Raw genomic sequence first — 17,673 nt, 5'->3', positions numbered from 1 at the left:
CTCAATGGATCAAGAAATCTTGAATTATTGCATCAGCACCACCTGCTTGGTGTAGAGTTTATCGTCCACAAACAGGCGCACGATATAGCTTCCGGGTGCATTGCCATCAGCCTGAAACACCGAAGTGTATTTCCCTGCTGCCTGAGTTCCATTGACCAGGTCGGCAACTTTTCTTCCCGATAGGTCGAACACATCCAATTGCACCTTGGCCGACTCTGAAAGCGTGTATGAAAGGCGTGTCTGTTCACGGAACGGACTTGGTGCCACGCTGATCAGGTTGTCCTCATCAAAGCTGCTCAAGTCGTGACCGGTGATCTCGGGGTAGGCACCATCGCCCTTGTCTTTCTGCACCACGGTGTGGCAATAATCGCGGCACGGATGGTAATCGTAGGCCGCATACGCATCGTAATCACCTGCCAGTTGCATTTTTCTGCTCGCCTCGGTCAGATCCAATTCACCTGTTCTGAAACACCACACGCGATTGGGCGTTTCCCATTGCTGCCCCGTAAGCTCGTATTCCTCAAAATGCAGCTTGTCCCCGATCACATATCCGCGGATGTTCATGTAACCGATGTCCTCATGCAACTTGTCCTTGATGTAAGATGTTCCTGTGATCTTGTTGCCATCCTGCTCAAACTCGAACACGATATCGAACTTCACTTTGATAAAGGTTCCCGTCTCATCGTACTGGATCTCCGTTCCCACCCATTTCCCGCTTACATCATATTTGCATTCGGGTTGATACAATTCGTCCGAAACGTACTTCTGAAGTTGCTTCTGGTTGTCGCTGTAATTCTGCGCAACGGCCGTACCAAGCGCAAGGAACAGGAATGCAACGGTAGCAATAGCGCGTGTAGAGGTTTTCATGGAATTCCGATTTTGAAGCGAAAAGTTACGAAGATGATCGGTAGTTCTGCCGATTGTCCTAAGAATTAACAACTTTCTGAAAGTGTTGGAGGAATGATGAATCCATAAAAAAAGCCGCCACAGCAAAAAGCTGCAGCGGCCTGAACTATCAAGTAATGAACTCAATTGATGGACAACTTCATGCTTTTTCTGAAATCGGCACCGCGAAGATCGAGCACGTAAATGCCGGGAGCCAATTCAGAAGTACTCATATCCATGGTGGTCCTGCCATTGGTGCTTTGCGTAGCAACCAATCTTCCATCCATGGAAATAAGGTTCACCGTCTGCACATCTTTCAGGTTCTGAACAGTTATGTTGCCATTGGAACGCAATACTCTGTAATCGGTCTGAGCCTCATTGATGCCGGTTACCGCGGAAACCGTGAATCCGTAATTATTACCTCCGTTGTTGCCAAAATTGAGGGTGAAATAATCGACCGTCTCATGCACAGGTACTGCCTCTGCCGTAACCAATGCGTAGTAGTTTACCGTGGTTCCAGCGGGAATCATCCCTGATGGAATGAAAATCGTCCCCACTCCACTTGAGAAGTTTGTCACTTCCATAAACTGTGACGTTGCATATCCATCTGTACTGGCTCGAATAAACACATGCTCTCCTGCACTCAATGTCTGAGCATTCAGCAATTCTACGGACACAACGATATTGTCATTCTCCGTTGGATTTGTTGGCGTATTGTACACCGTATCAATAACAACCGGGTCGAAGTCCGTCTCAATAATGGACATAAAGTTGTCTGAACTTCCGTTCTGAATAATGCAAGTGTAATAATAGCCAGCCTGTACGGCAGGAAGTTTTCCGGTCTGGCCGCCATAGTTGGAGTTGTAGCGGGCCGATGCCGTCTCTACCGTTGGGTCGATAACGGCATTGAAACCGCTCAGGGTATCATCGCTCGTATATGGTCGCCAGTTGTTCATGTAGTCGCCCGTGTAGAATTCCCAGTTGCCGACACCGGCAGCCACGGCATTCTGCGCCTGAAAACGCACCGAACTCACCACCCCGTTATCGGTAAGGTTGTAAGTCTGGTAAGAAATTCCGTCAGCAGCATTACTGCCGAAATTGGTTGGCATTTGGGCCAAGGTGCTTCCAGCCAAGAAGCAAAGACAGATCGTGTAGATTTTTTTCATGGTAATTGGTTAAGGATTCTGTTCTATGGAAGGGTTTCCCGCAATTTCTTCCTGCGGTATTTTAAATATAGGACTTGGATCATTATACGCCACACCATCGCGCAACGGTTGTTTCATCCGTTTCAGATTATGGTATCGGTCGTTCTCGAAACAGAGCTCCCAGCGTCTCTCCAACTGTATCTTCTCCAATAGCTGATTGGTACCTGTTTCAGGGATGAAGTTGCTGCCGAATGCACGCTCGCGGATGGCGTTATAGCTTTCCAAAGCGTCCGCGGTGTTTCCGTTGCCACCCGGACTCATGTTGGCCTCGGCACGGATAAGGTGCATTTCCGCCAAGCGGATGACCGGAACGTTATAAAAAACATCCAACGGGCGGTCGTATTTGGTAATTCGTCCTTTTAGATTGACAGGATTCTGAAGAAACCACTTGCTCTTGCGTCCATCACCCGGAGCATAACTGGTGATGAGGTCGGTAGCAGCGTACTGGAATACCGGAAGGTTGCTCAGCTGTGAGTAAGACTCATTCAGTCCGTTATCGAACGTTGTGTATGACAACTGAAAAATGGTCTCGTTGGAGATGGAATATCCTTCTGACTGAAAGGGAATGAGCAACGCTTCATCGTCTGTGTTGGTCGGGTAAAGACTGTAAAGATTACTGTTGATGACCACCGATGCAGCATCCGAAGCAGCCGCATAATCGCCCTTGGAGAAGAGCACACGCGCTTTAAGCGCGGTTGCTGCCATCAGCGAAGCTCGATGCGATGAGTGTCGTAATCCGGCAGTTTCAAAAAGCGTTTCTGCATCTGCAAGATCGTTCAGCACATTGGTGTAAACCTGTTCCACCGATGATCGTGCAAGGGCAAGGTCCTGCGTATAAGACAGGGTCGGCTCGGTTCTATATGGAACTCCCGGCTTACTGTTCCCTCCCTGATTATCAACATCATACGGCTGCGCCCAGAAACGACAGAGCTCAAAATGACACAGGGCGCGGACAAACAGCGCCTCCGCTTTAAGCTGTCCTTTCTTGTTGTCGAATTCGGTACCCGAAAGAAGGTTATCATCTACCACACGGATGATGTTGTTGGCGCGGTTGATCGCTCTATATGCTTCCCGCCACGTATCGCGTAGCGTCCCTATCTGGATGGTGGTGGCGCGCTGGTAGATCTCCTGCGTTCCGAAGGGAGTAAGGCGCGATTCGTCCACCTGTGTATCCTCGGCCAAGAGGTCGGCATACAACTGGAAATTGCCACCATAAAGCGAATTTCCTTGCAGACCGCTGTACATGGAATTGGACAGGTTTTCCAGATCCTGCATCGATTTGATGGCCTCATCGGCCGGAATGTCATTCACGGGTTCAATGTTCAACAGCTTATCGCATGAGCTGAGCATGAGAACCGCAAGCAGTAGTATCGAAAGTCTTTTCATGGTCAGATTCCGATTTGAATTCCGAAGGAAATGGTGCGTGCCTGTGGCGTTCCCAAATAGGGCCCCGCGAACGAAACGTTACCCGCCTGCGAGTTCGGGTCTACATTACGCAACACCTCAGGGTCCCATCCGGGAAATGCGGTGAGCAACCAGAGATTTCCTCCCTTAAAGTAAAGTCGAAGTTTTTGCAGATGTGCCTTCTCACAGATCTTCTTCGGGAAATTGTACCCGAGTATCAGGCTCCGCAGCCGCAGATACGAACCATCATAGAGAAAACGTGAGGAGTTGACAGGTGTGTAATTGTTCAGCCCCGGCACATCCGTATTCGTGTTTGTCGGAGACCACGCATTCAGAATCTCTCTGCGCTGCGCAATGCTCTGCCAATTACCGATCTGCGTTTTGGCCGCATCATCATAAATGGTGTTTCCGTACGAGAAGCTGAACATCACACTTAGGTCGATGCCTGCATACGAGAACGTGTTGGTGAAACCACCATAGAACAAGGGCAACGGGCTTCCCATCGGTTTGCGGTTGTTCTCATAGAACAGACCTCCTGTAGGATGCGCGTATGTCATAATGTGACCGTTCTTGTCGTAAAAGAGTTCGGTACCTCCGGCAACGTCATACATCACTTGGTTACCGTTTCCGTCCAGCATGGCTGTGCCATCCAAGTTCCATGCACCGATCTGTCCGTCCTGTTTCTGCACTCCCGCAAACTCAACCAAGTATGCCTGCCCGACCGGATAACCTTCTATGACGCGGCCTTCACCCGGCTGACCACTTTCAAAAGCATCTGGAGGAAGTCCTGCCGCGCTGATGACCTTATTGCGGTTGAAGGCCACATTCACGTTTGTTTCCCACTTGAATTTGCGGTTGATATTGCGGCTGGTGAGACTGAATTCCATCCCCCAGTTCTGTAGCTTACCGATGTTCTGCCAGACTCCGTTGAACCCGGATGAAGTGGGCAGCGACATGTAAAGCAACAGGTCTGAACTTGTTTTTCGGTAGTACGTGATGGTTCCGAAGATCTTGCTCTGCACGAGTGCAAAATCGATGTTGACGTCCAATTGCTGTGAGCGTTCCCATTTCAGATTCGGATTGTCCAATTGGCTTGGTGCCACGCCTGCACTGTCGGCATAGTTGAATCCTGAAGAATAGAGCGACCAATAAGCGAAATCAGGAATTGCATTGTTTCCTGTGTAACCGTAACTGGCACTCAATTTCAAGTATGGCAGCACCTTGGAACCTTTGAGGAAGCTCTCGTCCGAAATGACCCAGCCTGCCGAGAATGCAGGAAAGAAACCCCATTTATTGTGTGGTCCGAACCTTGAACTGGCATCACCGCGAACGCTAACTCCGAGCAGATAACGGTTGTTCAATTTGTAGTTTATTCGGGAGAAGAACGACAGCAGACCGTTTGCCGTTTGATAGCTGTAACCGCTCTGATGATCGGGTGGTGCAGCTGCCGGACTTGTGAGGTAATCGTTCGGGAACCCCCAACCATAAAGCCCGAATCCTTGGGTTTTTACATGCTGTGCCGACTGACCGACCATCATCTTGAAGTAGTGCTTGCCTTTCCACTCTTTCTCGTAGGTCAGGAAGTTGTTCATGTTCCAGTTCACCACTCGCGTTGTTCGATTCCACGCAGATGAAGTGCTTCCCACCAGATTCACATTCCTGAAATTGAATTCATTCTCCAACTGATTCAGGAAATCGATACCGAAATCCGAATGGAAGGTCAGGTTCTTCTGCAACTTCAGATCGGCATACACCGAATTGATGCTGCGGATGTTCTCCGTGTTGAATTTGAACAGATCAAGATCCCGCACCGGGTTCGAGATGTAGTTGTTGTACTCTCCGTTCGCATCATAAACCGGTATGTATGGCAGAATCTGTTGGGCCGTTCCCAAACCACCAGCATCGCCCGTCCGAACACGGTCTATACTGGTGTAAGTGATGGCCACGCTCCCTCCTACCCGAAGAATCTTGGTCGCATCTGCATCCAGGTTTACACGACCATTTGCACGATCGTAATTGTTACCTCTCAGAAAACCTCTTTCGTTACGATAGGCACCGCCCACGTAGTACCGCACCTTTTCCGTTCCACCGCTTGATGAAAGTTCGAGTTGGTGCACGCCACCGGTACGCAGCATCTTATCCACCCAATCAACACCACCTGATTTTGCAACGGAATCGGCCTCTGCCCGCGTAAGCCCACCACCGACCGAAGCGGTGGGAGACTCAGGTGAAAGTCCTGCATCGGCCCGTGCCTGATCGCGCAGCGCCAAATGTTCTGAAGCATTCAGAAATTTGACACGGTTGGTCTCGTTGACGATACCATAACTATATCCTACGTTGATACGGGATTTCCCCGCCTTTCCGCGTTTGGTCGTGATCATCACCACACCGTTTGCTCCACGCGAACCATAAATGGCGGTAGCAGCCGCATCTTTCAAAACCTCAATGCTCTCAATATCATTCGGGTTGATGTCTGAAAGCGCATTCGAACTCGAACCAAGATTTCCCGGGTCAAAATTCCCGGTGGTGATCGGAATCCCATCCACAACTATAAGTGGCTGACTGCCCGCAGCAATGGAATTGGTACCACGCACATTGATCTTTACTGCGGAACCTGAAATACCGTTCTGTGAAATAATGTTGACACCGGCCGCCTGACCTTGCAATGCCTGATCCACACTTGGCAAAGTGGACTGTTCGATGGCTTCTGCCTTTACCGTGGAAATGGATCCGGTCACATCCCGTTTCTGTGTGGTTCCGTATCCGACCACCACCACTTGATCGAGAAGCATGGCGTCTTCGGAAAGTTTCACATCTGAGACCACGGTTTCATTTTCTTTGACCGTTACCTTCAACCTCTGGGTTTTCAACCCGATGAAGGAGTAAACAATGGTCTGTTCGCCAACAGGAACATTCTTCAATTCGTATTTGCCGTCAAAATCAGTGGAAGCTCCAATGGTCGTACCTTCAACCACCACGGTTCCACCAATAATGGAAAGACCGTCATCTCCGGTAACAACACCTTTTACAGTTCCTGTCTGCGCAAAAACAGACACAGAAATAAGCACAAAAAAGGCAACAAGTAAGTGTTTCGCCATGGCTTCAGTTTAGGTCAGGCCAACCATATCACCACACGAATATAATAGAAAGTGTCAAACTGACACTAAGTGTAACAATAGAGGTATCAATCAACAGCAACATGAGTGAGGATCCGATAACCGTGCGCAGGAAGCGTCTCCATTAGTTTTGAATCATCCACATCGTAAATGCTGTCCGAGAAAAGACATGAATAGTAACCACCCAGAATGCTGTCATTCAACTCAACGTTCAACTGCTCATCCGAAAAATTAAGCAGAACGACCGTGTGATCTTCCTCGGTTCCTCGCGTATATGCCAGAACCCGTTCATTGCCCGTTTCAATAAACCGTATAGGCCCGGCATCTTCCCCGTTTCTGAGAGTCGGAGTAGCCCATTTATAAGCGACCAACTTCTTGTAAAAATCCTCTAACGGGTAACCCTTCCATTCGATCGGATCCTTCTCGAAAAACTCAAGTCGCTTGTCCATGTCAGATTCCTGTCCGCTATAGATCAGCGGCATTCCGGGAACCGTAAAACTCAGCACCGCAAACGCCTTTCGGTTGTCGCCCATACGCTCCATGGCGGTTCCATTCCAAGAGTTCTCATCGTGATTGGTAATGAACTGCATCTGGTATTCATTGGGTGCGTAGGTCGAATCATGGGAAGCCCAATATTCAGCCACGTCTGTAGCACCCATTTCGCCCTTGGCCACTTGATTCATCAGGTGGTGGAAACTCCACGAATAGGTCATGTCAAACGCTTGGAACAGCTCGTGATTCTCGCCTTCGGCCAAGAAGAAGATCGGTTTGACCGAATCCAGTTCGGCACGTGCCTCCACCCAAAAATCGACCGGGACCCACTCTGCCACATCACAACGGAAACCGTCCACGCCCACTTCCTTCAACCAGAACTTCATGCTCGATATCATTTCTTTTCTCATTTCTGGATTGTCGTAATTCAGGTCTACCACATCGGCCCAATCTGCCACAGGCGGAATCATATTTCCCAAGCTGTCGGTGCTGTACCAATCGGGGTGTTCGGTAACCCACGTATTGTCCCAAGCGGTGTGATTGGCAACCCAGTCCAGAATCACTTTCATCCCTTTCGCGTGCGCTGAATCGACCAATGCTCTGAAATCCTCAAGCGAACCGTGTTCTGGATTCACCGCAGTGTAATCTTTTACCGAATAATAACTGCCCAGAGTGCCTTTTCGGTTCTTCTCTCCAATAGGGTAGATCGGCATGAACCAAAGAATCTCTACACCGAGATCAGCCAATCGGTCCAAGTGCTGTTGCTGAAACGCCTTGAACGTTCCTTCCTGTGTCATTTGGCGAAGGTTCACTTCGTAAATGGTGCTGTTCTCTCCCCAGTTTTCTTCCACCTCAGGTTCAGACTCCTCAACAGGCGGATTCGGTGAAGAGCAGGAGAAAAGAAAAAACGAGAAAAGGAAAAACGGGTAAAGCTTATTCATGGTCATTTAGTATTTCGTCAAAATTTCGAATCCGTAAGCGGGGACTTGCACTTCCATATTGCCGTGATTGTACTTCAATGTGTTTCCGAATTCAGCTTTCCATTTTTCACCCTCAGCAGCAATTGGAAGGATATGGCTCAAGCTGTCTTTATTGAAAATGACAACCACCTCGTCATCAAAGTATTTTCTTCGGTAATGCATCATTTTCCCGTCCGCGCAGATATCGTACATATCACCGAATTGAAGTGCCAGATGATGCTTCCGCAGGGCAGTGATCTTTTTTGTAGTTTCTAAAGTTTCGTTTTCTTTTTCAGATAATTCAAAGCGCATCAACCTGCGATTATCCGGGTCGCCAGCACCTGGCATTCCAAACTCATCACCGTAGTACATAACTGGAATTCCTGGGATCGTCCACATGAAAGCGATGAGCTGTTCCAATTTCTTGTATCCGACAGGATTCTCGACTTTGATGTTACGGTTCCAACCCGCTTCCTTTTCGTCTTCACCGAATTTCAGCCCATCTCCAGCGTAGCTGATGAATCGTGGCAAGTCGTGATTTCCTGTAATGTTACCCATCAGGTTGTGGTAACCGTAATAGCTCAAACTTGATTGGAGCGAAGTTCCCAAACGGTTGAAATCCTCATTGTCCAACGCAAATACATTCCGTGCATCGAAGTACAGATTGAAGTCGAACTTGCCATCCATCAAACCCGAACCGATATAGGAACCAATCAGCTCGCGACTTCCAAAAGTCTCACCTATCTGAAATACAGATTTCCCGTTCTCCAGAACAACTTCGCGTTTGATCTTCTGCGTTAGCGTTCGCCAGAATTCCTGCGGAATGTGCTTGGTGGCATCATGGCGGAAGCCATCAAAACCATATTCCTTCACCCAAAACAACGCTGTATCCGAAAGCATGTCGGTGACTTCGGGGATGGAATGATCCAAACTGGGCAGGAACGTATCGAACCAAGTGGTCAAGCGTTGGTCATCCCAAATTCGGATGTTCTTGGTGCCATCCGGCAGATCGAGTTGCGTGCGCCATTCGGGATGCTTCTTAATGGTCGGATTGTCCTCATGAACATGGTTCGAAACGAAATCGAGAATGATGTTCATGTTCTTTCCGTGCACATCATCGATCAGTCCACGCAATTCTTCGGAGGTTCCCAAGCGATGATCGACAACCGTGTTCAGCACGGGCCAATAACCGTGATAACCAGAAAACTTGCGATGCGGTGCTGGAAATTCCACATAACCGATCTCAGGATTCTGGGTTATAGGCGAAACCCAAAGCGTGTTCATGTTCAACGCTTCGAAATAACCGTTGTCCAAGGTCTTCTGAATTCCGACCAGATCGCCTCCTTGATAATTGGCTTTGAAATCAATTTCTGGGTCATTAACAGGTTGGTCATTCTCTGGTTTTCCGTTCACAAAACGATCCACTATCATAAAATAGAGTTGTGCGGAATGCCACTCGTTTCGGGAAACCTTAGCTGCATCCGTAATTGGTTTGCCATTCTGAAGCGGAATGTAAATGTCGTTCGACACACCCTTTTCATTGTACGACCAAACCCTTAGCGTTGAATGGGGCGCGATTTTGGCAATTTCAGGCAACGCGACCGTCAATTCATTTCCCTGAACCCCGACCATCTCCGGTGGCAGTCGCTGATTTTCCCACAGCGCAAATACTTCGGTAGGCTCGTTTCTCAGTTCAAAACGGATATTACCAGCATCGAAACTTCGCGTCAGCAATAGCGGACTTCCCTCCTGCTCCAAACCGCCCACATTCAGCAGCGAATTGAAGCCACCGACATTATTATCCACGCTATCAGGATTCGCAGGGTCGAGCATCCACTTTCCGTCAACCACGATCTGATACTGATACATACCAGGATCGAGATAAAGCGTCTTTCTCCAAGTATCTCCCACCTTCTCGAAATCCTGACCCTTCGCGCTCCAGCCAGTGAATTCACCAGCAAGTTGAACCGATTCGGCCTCGCCTGAATAGGTCAGATCAACCTGTTGTTTTTTGGATTTCAGAAGAATGATGGAAGAAGCAATTCCATCCGACCATAGCTTCACCTCAGTGATTGGAGGAATTCCATCACCAAACGGAGATGGGTCAATACCTCTTGAGTTTGGATTCGCACCGATAACCTTGGGAATGCCTTCCCAATCAATGCGAAGAGAGCCTAAAACCAAATCTGCTTCTAACAAAAAATGCTCGTCAATCGAAACGCTGTCCAATCGCTCCATTTCCAGCACGTAGTCGTTCAAGTCGATGATCGCTGGACTTTCAACAGGTAAGGTTATCGGAGAACCGAGACCAAGAATGAGATTGGAATACTTGACCTCTGCACGGTGACTGTCTGAGCAAGAGAAAAGGAAAAAGGAGAAAAGGAGAAAAAGTGATTTTAACCACAGAGGACGCAGAGATTGCACCGAGATCACCAAGAAAAAATCCCAAAAAATCAGTTTGATCCGTGTCATCCGCGTTCTATCAATTCACTTTCCCAAGTAAGTTCAAATGCTTCAGAGGAATTCTCAAACTCCACGGTAAAAACCTTACTCGAATATTCCGTTACGCTTTCGCCCAATGGATCGAAATTCGGTATTGTTTCCACCCATTTGTGAACAGAGTCGCGAGGTCCGAGCTGCGAATTGCGAACGGTGACAGAAACGATTTTCCGATCCTCGAAACCGTGCCAAATCACTCGAATCCGATCAAACTCTGAAGCAAAATCGCCTTCCTGTTCTCCGAAAAGAATAAGGTTGTTTGGGCAATCACAGGTTATTTGCCGCGTGCTGAATTTGCCCTCCAAATGGCCATACGATTCGCCATCGTCTTCGTAAAGCAAAGCCGTTCCTTCCGCTTTGAACCAAACATGCAATCGTAAAACACCATCGTGTTTTTCGGATGTCGATTGAACCAGACTTTGCTCTAATAGTGGCACACCACGTTTGACGAAAACGGGCAATTTCTCGATCGGACAATCGACCACCACTTCCTGATTTCCTGTGTAGTGCTTGTCCGTCAGCAGTTCGTACCAATCGCCTTCGGGCAAGTAAACGCGAACCAATTCCTTGGAGCTTTCCACGGGACAGACGAGCAGCGAATCACCGAACATGTACTGGTTCTCGTATGCCGATTCATACACTTTTTCATTAGTCGGATGAAGCATGGCCAACGAACGCACCAACGGCATTCCATCCTGTGAAGCGCGGTACATGGCCGAATAGATCATCGGCATCAATCGGTAGCGCAGATTGATATAATTACGAGCGATGGCTTCAGTTATTTCACCGAACGTCCACGGCTCTGCATTCCGCGTCCCGATCATACTGTGCGCACGGAAAAACGGACTGAAAGCCCCTATGGAAATCCAGCGGGCAAAAAGTTTTGGTGAAGCTTCATCCACGAATCCACCCACATCATAACCCGCAAATGGGATTCCCGTCATTCCCATGCTATTGAGCAGGCGGACGCCCGCCATCATGTGTTCATCCGAAGCCACATTATCGCCCGTCCAAACAGCGGCATAACGTTGCACGCCAGAAAAACCAGCACGCGTAAGCATCAACGGGCGTTTTCCATTCAAATACTTGTCGGCACCTTCCTTGGTGGCACGCGACATCAATCCACCATAAACGTTCCGTGCTTCGCGATGGGTAGTCTTCTCCCCTTCCCAACCGAACTCGATCAGATCAGGCGTCATCTGTCCCCAACTCGCGGGCTCGTTCATATCGTTCCAAAAACCACGGATACCATTGTCGGTGTAGAATTTCATATGGTCTGCCCACCAATTTCTTGCTGAATCCATTGTGAAATCGGGGAAATAACTCCAGCCTGGCCAAACCTGTGCGGCATGCAATTCGCCATCAGGATATTTGACAAACACGTCCTTTTTCACACCATCATCACAAAGCTCATAGCCTTTCTCGCGTTTCACGCCCGGATCAACAATCACCACCGTTTTGAAGCCTTGCGCTTCCAATTCCGCAGTCATCTCTTTCGGATTCGGAAAGCGCTCTTCATCGAAAGTGAAAACCTTGTAATCCTGCATGTAATGGATGTCAAGGTAGATGACATCCGCAGGGATCTGCTTTTCTCGGAACGTGCGCGCAAAATTCAAAACCTCCTTATCGGGATAATAACTGTAGCGGCATTGCTGAAAACCCAACGCCCACTTCGGTGGCAAGGAAATTCTTCCCGTCAGCCACGAATAATCAGAGACCATTTTAGTCACCGAATCATTGTGGAAGAAAAAGTAATCCATCGGACCACCTTCGGCCTGAATGGACGAAAAACGGTCATTACTCGCTCCAAAGTTGACCACTGACCGATGCGAATTGTTCAGGAAAATACCATAGTGACCATCGGCATGAACCCCCATGTAAAATGGAGTGCTCAGATATATCGGATCCGCATTGGTCGGGTAACCGAAAAAATCCGTATTCCAGTGTGTGTAGGCGTTTCCAGCGCGATCCAATGGGCCCGTTTTTTCTCCGAGACCAATGAATCGTTCACCTTCTTTCAACGCTCGATACGTGGCAACTGTGTCTCCGATCCAACCCGTTCCCAAAGCACAATCCTCTTCATTCAGGAATTTGCCATTCAGGTCAGAGAACGAAATGCGTAGCGGTTTTCGAGAAAGAAGCACACGGATCTTGGCGGTTTTGAGAAATACCACATCTTCCGTAATCTTCACTTCAAATGCTGTTTCAAGAGGCTCGGCAATTACCGCATAGGGCAATTCGCGGAGCTCGTTCTCCTTCTTCTCGACATAAACACGAATGACCGAATCGCTGTAAACCGTCAATTTGACGATTGCCTCCGCGTTTGTCAATTCCAAACCTGAGTCGGTTTGGCTGACCGAAGTAACTTCTCCCAACGAACGGTAGAGTCGGCTCATCCTTGCACAGGGTGTTTTAAGTGATAATCCACCAAGCCATCGATCGGTTTTTTGATGACGTTGCCGACCGTGATTCCCAACTTGTCAGCCTCTTCCTTCAGGATGTCCTGAAAATAATAAGCAATGGAACCCACGAAATTGGTTTTCACCTCCTTGTGATTCTTGAAACAGCAGACGTGACGGAGCAAAAATGCGTGCATGCCATCATGGATCATCTGTTGTACATACTCCGTTTCCTTGAACTTGGAGATGGTTTTCATGAACGAAGCCAAGTAAACATTGGCGTGCGGTTGCATGTAAATGTTCTCCAGAATAGAGGTCTTGTCGTGTCCCTGATCGATCAATTCCTGACGCAATCCTTCGGGAATCGGTTCCTTATAAAGGTAATCGCGCAGCAATTGCTTGCCGTACCAACTGCCGCTTCCCTCATCGCCAAGAATGTAAGCCAGCGATGGGATTTCCTCATAAATACCGCTGCCATCGTAGTAGCACGAGTTGGAACCCGTTCCGAGAATGCAAGCAATGCCAGGCTCACCTTGACAGGCCGCCAATGCCGCTCCAAGCACATCGTGATCAACATGAATATTAGCTTTTCGGAATACTGAACGCAGCGCGTTTTCCACAATTCTGTTCAACTCAGGACTGGAGCAACCAGCACTGTAGATGTACAGTTCGGTCACTTGATCGGCATACTTATAGAGCATGCCCTGCGCTCTAACCGTTGTCGTAATAATTGCTTCGCTATGGAAATACGGATTGAATCCCATGGTACTGACGGCCCCGACCTCACGATTCCCATCCATCAATTTCCAATCGCATTTGGTGCTACCGCTATCTGCGATCAATATCATCAGAACAGTTTTTGGTTGTTTGCTTGCAAAGAAAGGCAAGTTAGTGTTAAATTGACACTCTGAAAAATCAGGGCTTAAAGCAGCCTGAAAAACCACCGGAACAAGTTGCCAAACTCCTCAAAACCAAGCATTTCTGTCGATTGTGTCGTGTTCGAATTTAACGATACGACTGGCGATCTCCGTGTGCTTTTGGTGGACAGAAAGAAGGTTTCTGATGGTGAACCGAAGGTTTCTTTACCAGGAGATGAGGTATTGGCCAACGAGATGATCCTTGATGCGGCCAAACGCGTTCTTAAGGATCAAGTGGGTTTGGAAATTCCGCTTTACCGTTTCCGATCTTTTGAAGACCCTGCACGACTGAACCGGCCTCCGGAATCGGAAGACCGGGTCATCAGCAAAGGATATCTCGGTTTCACACGAAATCTGAATCTGAAATTCGGTGGGTTGGCTGAAAAAGGACGGTTCGTGAATCTGAATGACGTTCCTGACCGAATGCTTTACGATCACCGAGAAATATTCAATTCGGCAATTAGGGCCATTCGGAAATCAGCAGAGAACCATCTGCTTCCGCTTGACGGCATGCCGGAACTGTTCACTATTACTCAGGTTCAGCATTTGTATGAGACAATTTTAGACGAACAATTGGACAAGCGGAATTTCAGAAGAATCCTGCTGGCAAAAGACTATCTGACCGATTCTGGAAAACTACTGAAAGGACAGAATTTCCGTCCTGCCAAACTATTCTATTTCAATCAGTTGAAATACCAAAACTGTTTGGATCGTGAACTTGAAAAACTACCGGTCGTTCTCTTTTAGATTATGGATCAAAACCATCTTCCCTTTAATGTAAACCCTAATGTTTCTGTCGACTGCGTGGTCTTTGGGTTTGACATGCAGGGGTTGAAAGTGCTTTTGATCGAACGCGACAACCCTGACAATACTGAAGGAAAGAACTACCAATTGCCTGGCGACCTCATTCATAATGATGAGAATTTGGACCAAGCTGCTGACCGTGTATTGAAAGAACTGACAGGTTTAGACCGCGTGTTTCTCGAACAGTTCTCTGCCTTTGGCGACCCCATGCGTGTGAAACGAGAGAACGATCTGGAATGGCTTCGTAAGGTTCGGAAGGATCCTGACGCACGTGTTGTGACCATTGGATACTATGCCTTGATCAAATCGGAGAATTTCAAACCTTCTGCAAATTCGTTTGCCCGAAAGGCCGAATGGGTGAACCTGCGTGATGTGCCCGAGTTGGCATTTGACCACAATGCCATATTGAACAGTGCTTTGGAAGCACTCAAGCTGAAAATGCGTTTGGAACCTGTAGGTTTTGAACTGCTACCGAAAAAATTCACCCTCGGACAGCTTCAGTCATTGTACGAAGCCGTACTCGGTGCAACCATCGACAAGCGCAATTTCAGACGAAAGGTGCTGGGCATGAATTTCCTCACCGCATTGGATGAAAAGCAGAAAGGTGTGGCCCACAAACCCGCACAATTGTTTCAATTTAATGTTAAGACATTGAATAGGTCGTTTTCAACAGCTTTCGATTTCCAGTAATAAATAACTTCGGCCGCCAGAAAAAGTAAACCATGGCTCAATCAATCTCCATCAATCCGAACGGAATTCTGAACGTACCTGACAACCCTGTCATACCTTTTATAGAAGGTGACGGCATTGGTGTTGACATCTGGACACCTGCACGGAAGGTGTTCGATGAAGCGGTGAAGAAAGTTTACGGAGACACCAAGAAAGTGGAATGGCTGGAGATTCTTGCGGGAGAAAAAGCCTACCACCAAACGGGCGAGTGGCTTCCGAAAGATTCGCTGGATGCGATTGAAAAGTATCTGGTGGCCATCAAAGGACCATTGACAACTCCGATCGGAGGTGGTATTCGCTCTCTGAACGTGCAGTTGCGACAAACACTCGACCTGTACGTTTGTCTGCGCCCGGTGCGTTGGTTCAAGGGCGTTCCATCACCTTTGGTGCATCCAGAATACACCGATATGGTGATCTTCCGCGAGAACACCGAAGACATCTACGCAGGCATCGAATTCCAAGCAGAAACTGAGGATTGTAAGAAGTTGGTGAACATTCTGCAGGATGATTTCGGAGCGCGAAACATCCGTTTCCCGGAAACGACCTCCATCGGCATCAAACCCGTTTCCAGAGAAGGAACGGAGCGTTTGGTGAAAGCGGCCATCGATTACGCCATCGAACATAAAAAACCATCTGTGACCATTGTTCACAAAGGCAACATTATGAAGTTTACGGAAGGTAGCTTCAAACAATGGGGTTACGACCTTGCCGAAACACAGTACGCAGACAAGGTTTTCACTTGGGGAATGTACGATCGCATTCTGGCAACGGATGGCGTGGATGCGGCCAATCAGGCGCAGGAAGATGCATTGAGTGCGGGAAAAGTGCTCATTAAAGATTGTATTGCCGATGCGTTCCTTCAGGAGATTCTTCTGTATCCAAAGCAGCATTCGGTAGTTGCCACCCTCAACCTGAACGGAGACTACGTTTCGGATGCGTTGGCTGCTTGCGTAGGAGGAATCGGAATTGCGCCTGGAGCAAATATCAACTACGCAACGGGTTACGCCATATTTGAAGCGACCCACGGAACTGCCCCAAAATTGGCAGGTAAGAACATGGTCAATCCAAGTTCCATCATTCTTTCGGGGGCGATGATGTTCGAATACATGGGATGGACAGAAGTTTCCAAACTCATTGAAAATGCCGTGGAGAAAGCAATTGCCAGCAAGCGCGTTACGTTCGATTTTCATCGATTGATGGAAGGCGCAACGCTACTTTCAACATCCGAATTCGGTGATGAGATCATCGCCAATATGTGATGAGAAAATGCAAAGCTGAAATCGACCTGAATTTTATTGAGAATTGCGACTTGCAACTCGAAACTATTTATTTACATTTGCAGCCCTAAAATTTGACTACGAGAAGCAATGGCTAATCACAAATCATCTCTTAAGAGAATCCGCTCAAGCGAAACCAAGCGTTTGAGAAACAAATACATCCACAAGACAACACGTAACGCCATCAAGGAATTGCGTGGTCTTACCGACAAGAAAGCTGCGGAGGCCCAATTGCCTAAAGTGGCTGCGTTGGTGGATAAATTGGCCAAGAACAACATCATTCACAAGAACAAGGCTTCAAACCTTAAGTCTAAGTTGACCGTGCATGTGAACGGTCTGTAAGCCATTCACTTAAGAAATAGAAAAGCCCTGTTCCCTTCGGAGCAGGGCTTTTTGTTTGTTACAATCCGTACTTTCGGTACGGCATGGAACAGTATCAAGCATTGAAAGGAATCCGATCGTGGGCGGAAGACGACCGTCCACGGGAGAAACTTCTACTGAAAGGAAAATCCGCGTTGAGCGATGCAGAACTGATCGCCATCCTTATCGGTTCGGGAAGTGCCGATGAGACGGCCGTTGACCTGTCGAAACGAATTCTGCAAAGTCTGAACAATCAACTTTCCGACCTTGCCAAACTTTCTGTGAAAGACCTTACCAAGTTCAAGGGCATCGGTGAAGCCAAGGCCATCAGCATTATTGCTGCGCTGGAATTGGGCAGAAGACGAAAGGATTCTGAACCTGAGAAACGCATCAGAATCACCGACAGCCGTTCGGCATTTGAGGTGGTCTATCCGCACCTGAGCGACCTGCATCACGAGGAGTTCTGGGTCATTTATCTCAATCGCGCCTGTAAAAGTCAACTAATTCGGTAATGATTTTCTAAAGTTAAGAGGTATGTCATTTATTCCTTGATGATGCCTCATTTCGTTGTAGTAAAAGAGATATTGTAGGAGCTCATCCTTCAGTTCCTCAACGGTGTCATAGTGT

General features: G+C 48.0%; 13 protein-coding genes and 1 pseudogene. 5 read left to right on the top strand and 9 right to left on the bottom strand.

Features of this window, described 5'->3' with window-relative positions; genetic code table 11:
- Positions 1–24: 24 nt before the first annotated feature.
- The 8 genes from GC178_00335 to GC178_00300 all read right to left on the bottom strand — a co-directional run bounded on the left by GC178_00335 (position 25) and on the right by GC178_00300 (position 13,807).
- Positions 25–867 (bottom strand): T9SS type A sorting domain-containing protein, encoded by an 843-nt coding sequence (locus tag GC178_00335; GenBank protein MBI1286007.1) that lies wholly within the window; start codon positions 865–867, stop codon positions 25–27.
- 161 nt (positions 868–1,028) lie between these two features.
- Complete coding sequence (locus GC178_00330; protein MBI1286006.1) at positions 1,029–2,051, bottom strand: T9SS type A sorting domain-containing protein; 1,023 nt, start codon at positions 2,049–2,051, stop codon at positions 1,029–1,031.
- Positions 2,052–2,060: 9 nt separating this feature from the next.
- Entirely contained in the window at positions 2,061–3,476 is a 1,416-nt protein-coding gene (locus GC178_00325) for a RagB/SusD family nutrient uptake outer membrane protein (GenBank protein ID MBI1286005.1), read from the bottom strand.
- Between the two features lie 2 nt (positions 3,477–3,478).
- Positions 3,479–6,592 carry a SusC/RagA family TonB-linked outer membrane protein gene (locus GC178_00320; GenBank protein MBI1286004.1) on the bottom strand — a complete coding sequence of 1,038 codons (3,114 nt, stop codon included), beginning with the start codon at positions 6,590–6,592 and terminating at the stop codon, positions 3,479–3,481.
- 86 nt (positions 6,593–6,678) lie between these two features.
- Positions 6,679–8,049 (bottom strand): alpha-amylase, encoded by a 1,371-nt coding sequence (locus GC178_00315; protein MBI1286003.1) that lies wholly within the window; start codon positions 8,047–8,049, stop codon positions 6,679–6,681.
- Entirely contained in the window at positions 8,050–10,533 is a 2,484-nt protein-coding gene (locus GC178_00310; protein ID MBI1286002.1) for an alpha-amylase, read from the bottom strand.
- Complete coding sequence (locus GC178_00305; protein ID MBI1286001.1) at positions 10,530–12,956, bottom strand: DUF4968 domain-containing protein; 2,427 nt, start codon at positions 12,954–12,956, stop codon at positions 10,530–10,532. The genes GC178_00310 and GC178_00305 overlap by 4 nt, the downstream gene beginning before the upstream one ends.
- Positions 12,953–13,807 carry a hypothetical protein gene (locus GC178_00300; GenBank protein ID MBI1286000.1) on the bottom strand — a complete coding sequence of 285 codons (855 nt, stop codon included), beginning with the start codon at positions 13,805–13,807 and terminating at the stop codon, positions 12,953–12,955. Before GC178_00300 ends, GC178_00305 begins: the two co-directional genes overlap by 4 nt.
- A 147-nt stretch (positions 13,808–13,954) precedes the next feature.
- Here GC178_00300 and GC178_00295 point away from each other — a divergent pair, with 147 nt between their 5' ends.
- The 5 genes and pseudogenes from GC178_00295 (at position 13,955) to GC178_00275 (ending at position 17,534) form a co-directional block, all read left to right on the top strand.
- Positions 13,955–14,623: a hypothetical protein gene (locus GC178_00295; GenBank protein ID MBI1285999.1), complete on the top strand. Its 669-nt coding sequence runs from the start codon at positions 13,955–13,957 to the stop codon at positions 14,621–14,623.
- Positions 14,624–14,626: 3 nt separating this feature from the next.
- Positions 14,627–15,370 (top strand): NUDIX domain-containing protein, encoded by a 744-nt coding sequence (locus GC178_00290; protein MBI1285998.1) that lies wholly within the window; start codon positions 14,627–14,629, stop codon positions 15,368–15,370.
- 32 nt (positions 15,371–15,402) lie between these two features.
- Positions 15,403–16,668 carry an NADP-dependent isocitrate dehydrogenase gene (locus GC178_00285; protein ID MBI1285997.1) on the top strand — a complete coding sequence of 422 codons (1,266 nt, stop codon included), beginning with the start codon at positions 15,403–15,405 and terminating at the stop codon, positions 16,666–16,668.
- A 108-nt stretch (positions 16,669–16,776) separates the two neighbouring features.
- Entirely contained in the window at positions 16,777–17,028 is a 252-nt protein-coding gene (locus GC178_00280; GenBank protein MBI1285996.1) for a 30S ribosomal protein S20, read from the top strand.
- Positions 17,029–17,111: 83 nt separating this feature from the next.
- Positions 17,112–17,534 (top strand): annotated as a pseudogene (locus GC178_00275) (hypothetical protein).
- A gap of 12 nt (positions 17,535–17,546) precedes the next feature.
- On the opposite strand, the gene GC178_00270 reads toward GC178_00275, so the two are convergent.
- Positions 17,547–17,673: IS3 family transposase (locus tag GC178_00270; GenBank protein MBI1285995.1), on the bottom strand; the 127-nt coding region annotated here is incomplete at its 5' end.

The organism is Flavobacteriales bacterium (assembly GCA_016124845.1).
Taxonomy (GTDB): domain Bacteria; phylum Bacteroidota; class Bacteroidia; order UBA10329; family UBA10329; genus UBA10329.
Note: the sequence above shows the minus strand (reverse complement) of the source record. Positions and strands in the feature narration are given on the sequence as shown.

Coding starts and splice junctions, on each gene's coding strand:
- GC178_00335 (MBI1286007.1), bottom strand. CDS start 867: ATGAAAACCTCTACACGCGCTATTGCTACCGTTGCATTCCTGTTCCTT.
- GC178_00330 (MBI1286006.1), bottom strand. CDS start 2,051: ATGAAAAAAATCTACACGATCTGTCTTTGCTTCTTGGCTGGAAGCACC.
- GC178_00325 (MBI1286005.1), bottom strand. CDS start 3,476: ATGAAAAGACTTTCGATACTACTGCTTGCGGTTCTCATGCTCAGCTCA.
- GC178_00320 (MBI1286004.1), bottom strand. CDS start 6,592: ATGGCGAAACACTTACTTGTTGCCTTTTTTGTGCTTATTTCTGTGTCT.
- GC178_00315 (MBI1286003.1), bottom strand. CDS start 8,049: ATGACCATGAATAAGCTTTACCCGTTTTTCCTTTTCTCGTTTTTTCTT.
- GC178_00310 (MBI1286002.1), bottom strand. CDS start 10,533: ATGACACGGATCAAACTGATTTTTTGGGATTTTTTCTTGGTGATCTCG.
- GC178_00305 (MBI1286001.1), bottom strand. CDS start 12,956: ATGAGCCGACTCTACCGTTCGTTGGGAGAAGTTACTTCGGTCAGCCAA.
- GC178_00300 (MBI1286000.1), bottom strand. CDS start 13,807: ATGATATTGATCGCAGATAGCGGTAGCACCAAATGCGATTGGAAATTG.
- GC178_00290 (MBI1285998.1), top strand. CDS start 14,627: ATGGATCAAAACCATCTTCCCTTTAATGTAAACCCTAATGTTTCTGTC.
- GC178_00285 (MBI1285997.1), top strand. CDS start 15,403: ATGGCTCAATCAATCTCCATCAATCCGAACGGAATTCTGAACGTACCT.
- GC178_00280 (MBI1285996.1), top strand. CDS start 16,777: ATGGCTAATCACAAATCATCTCTTAAGAGAATCCGCTCAAGCGAAACC.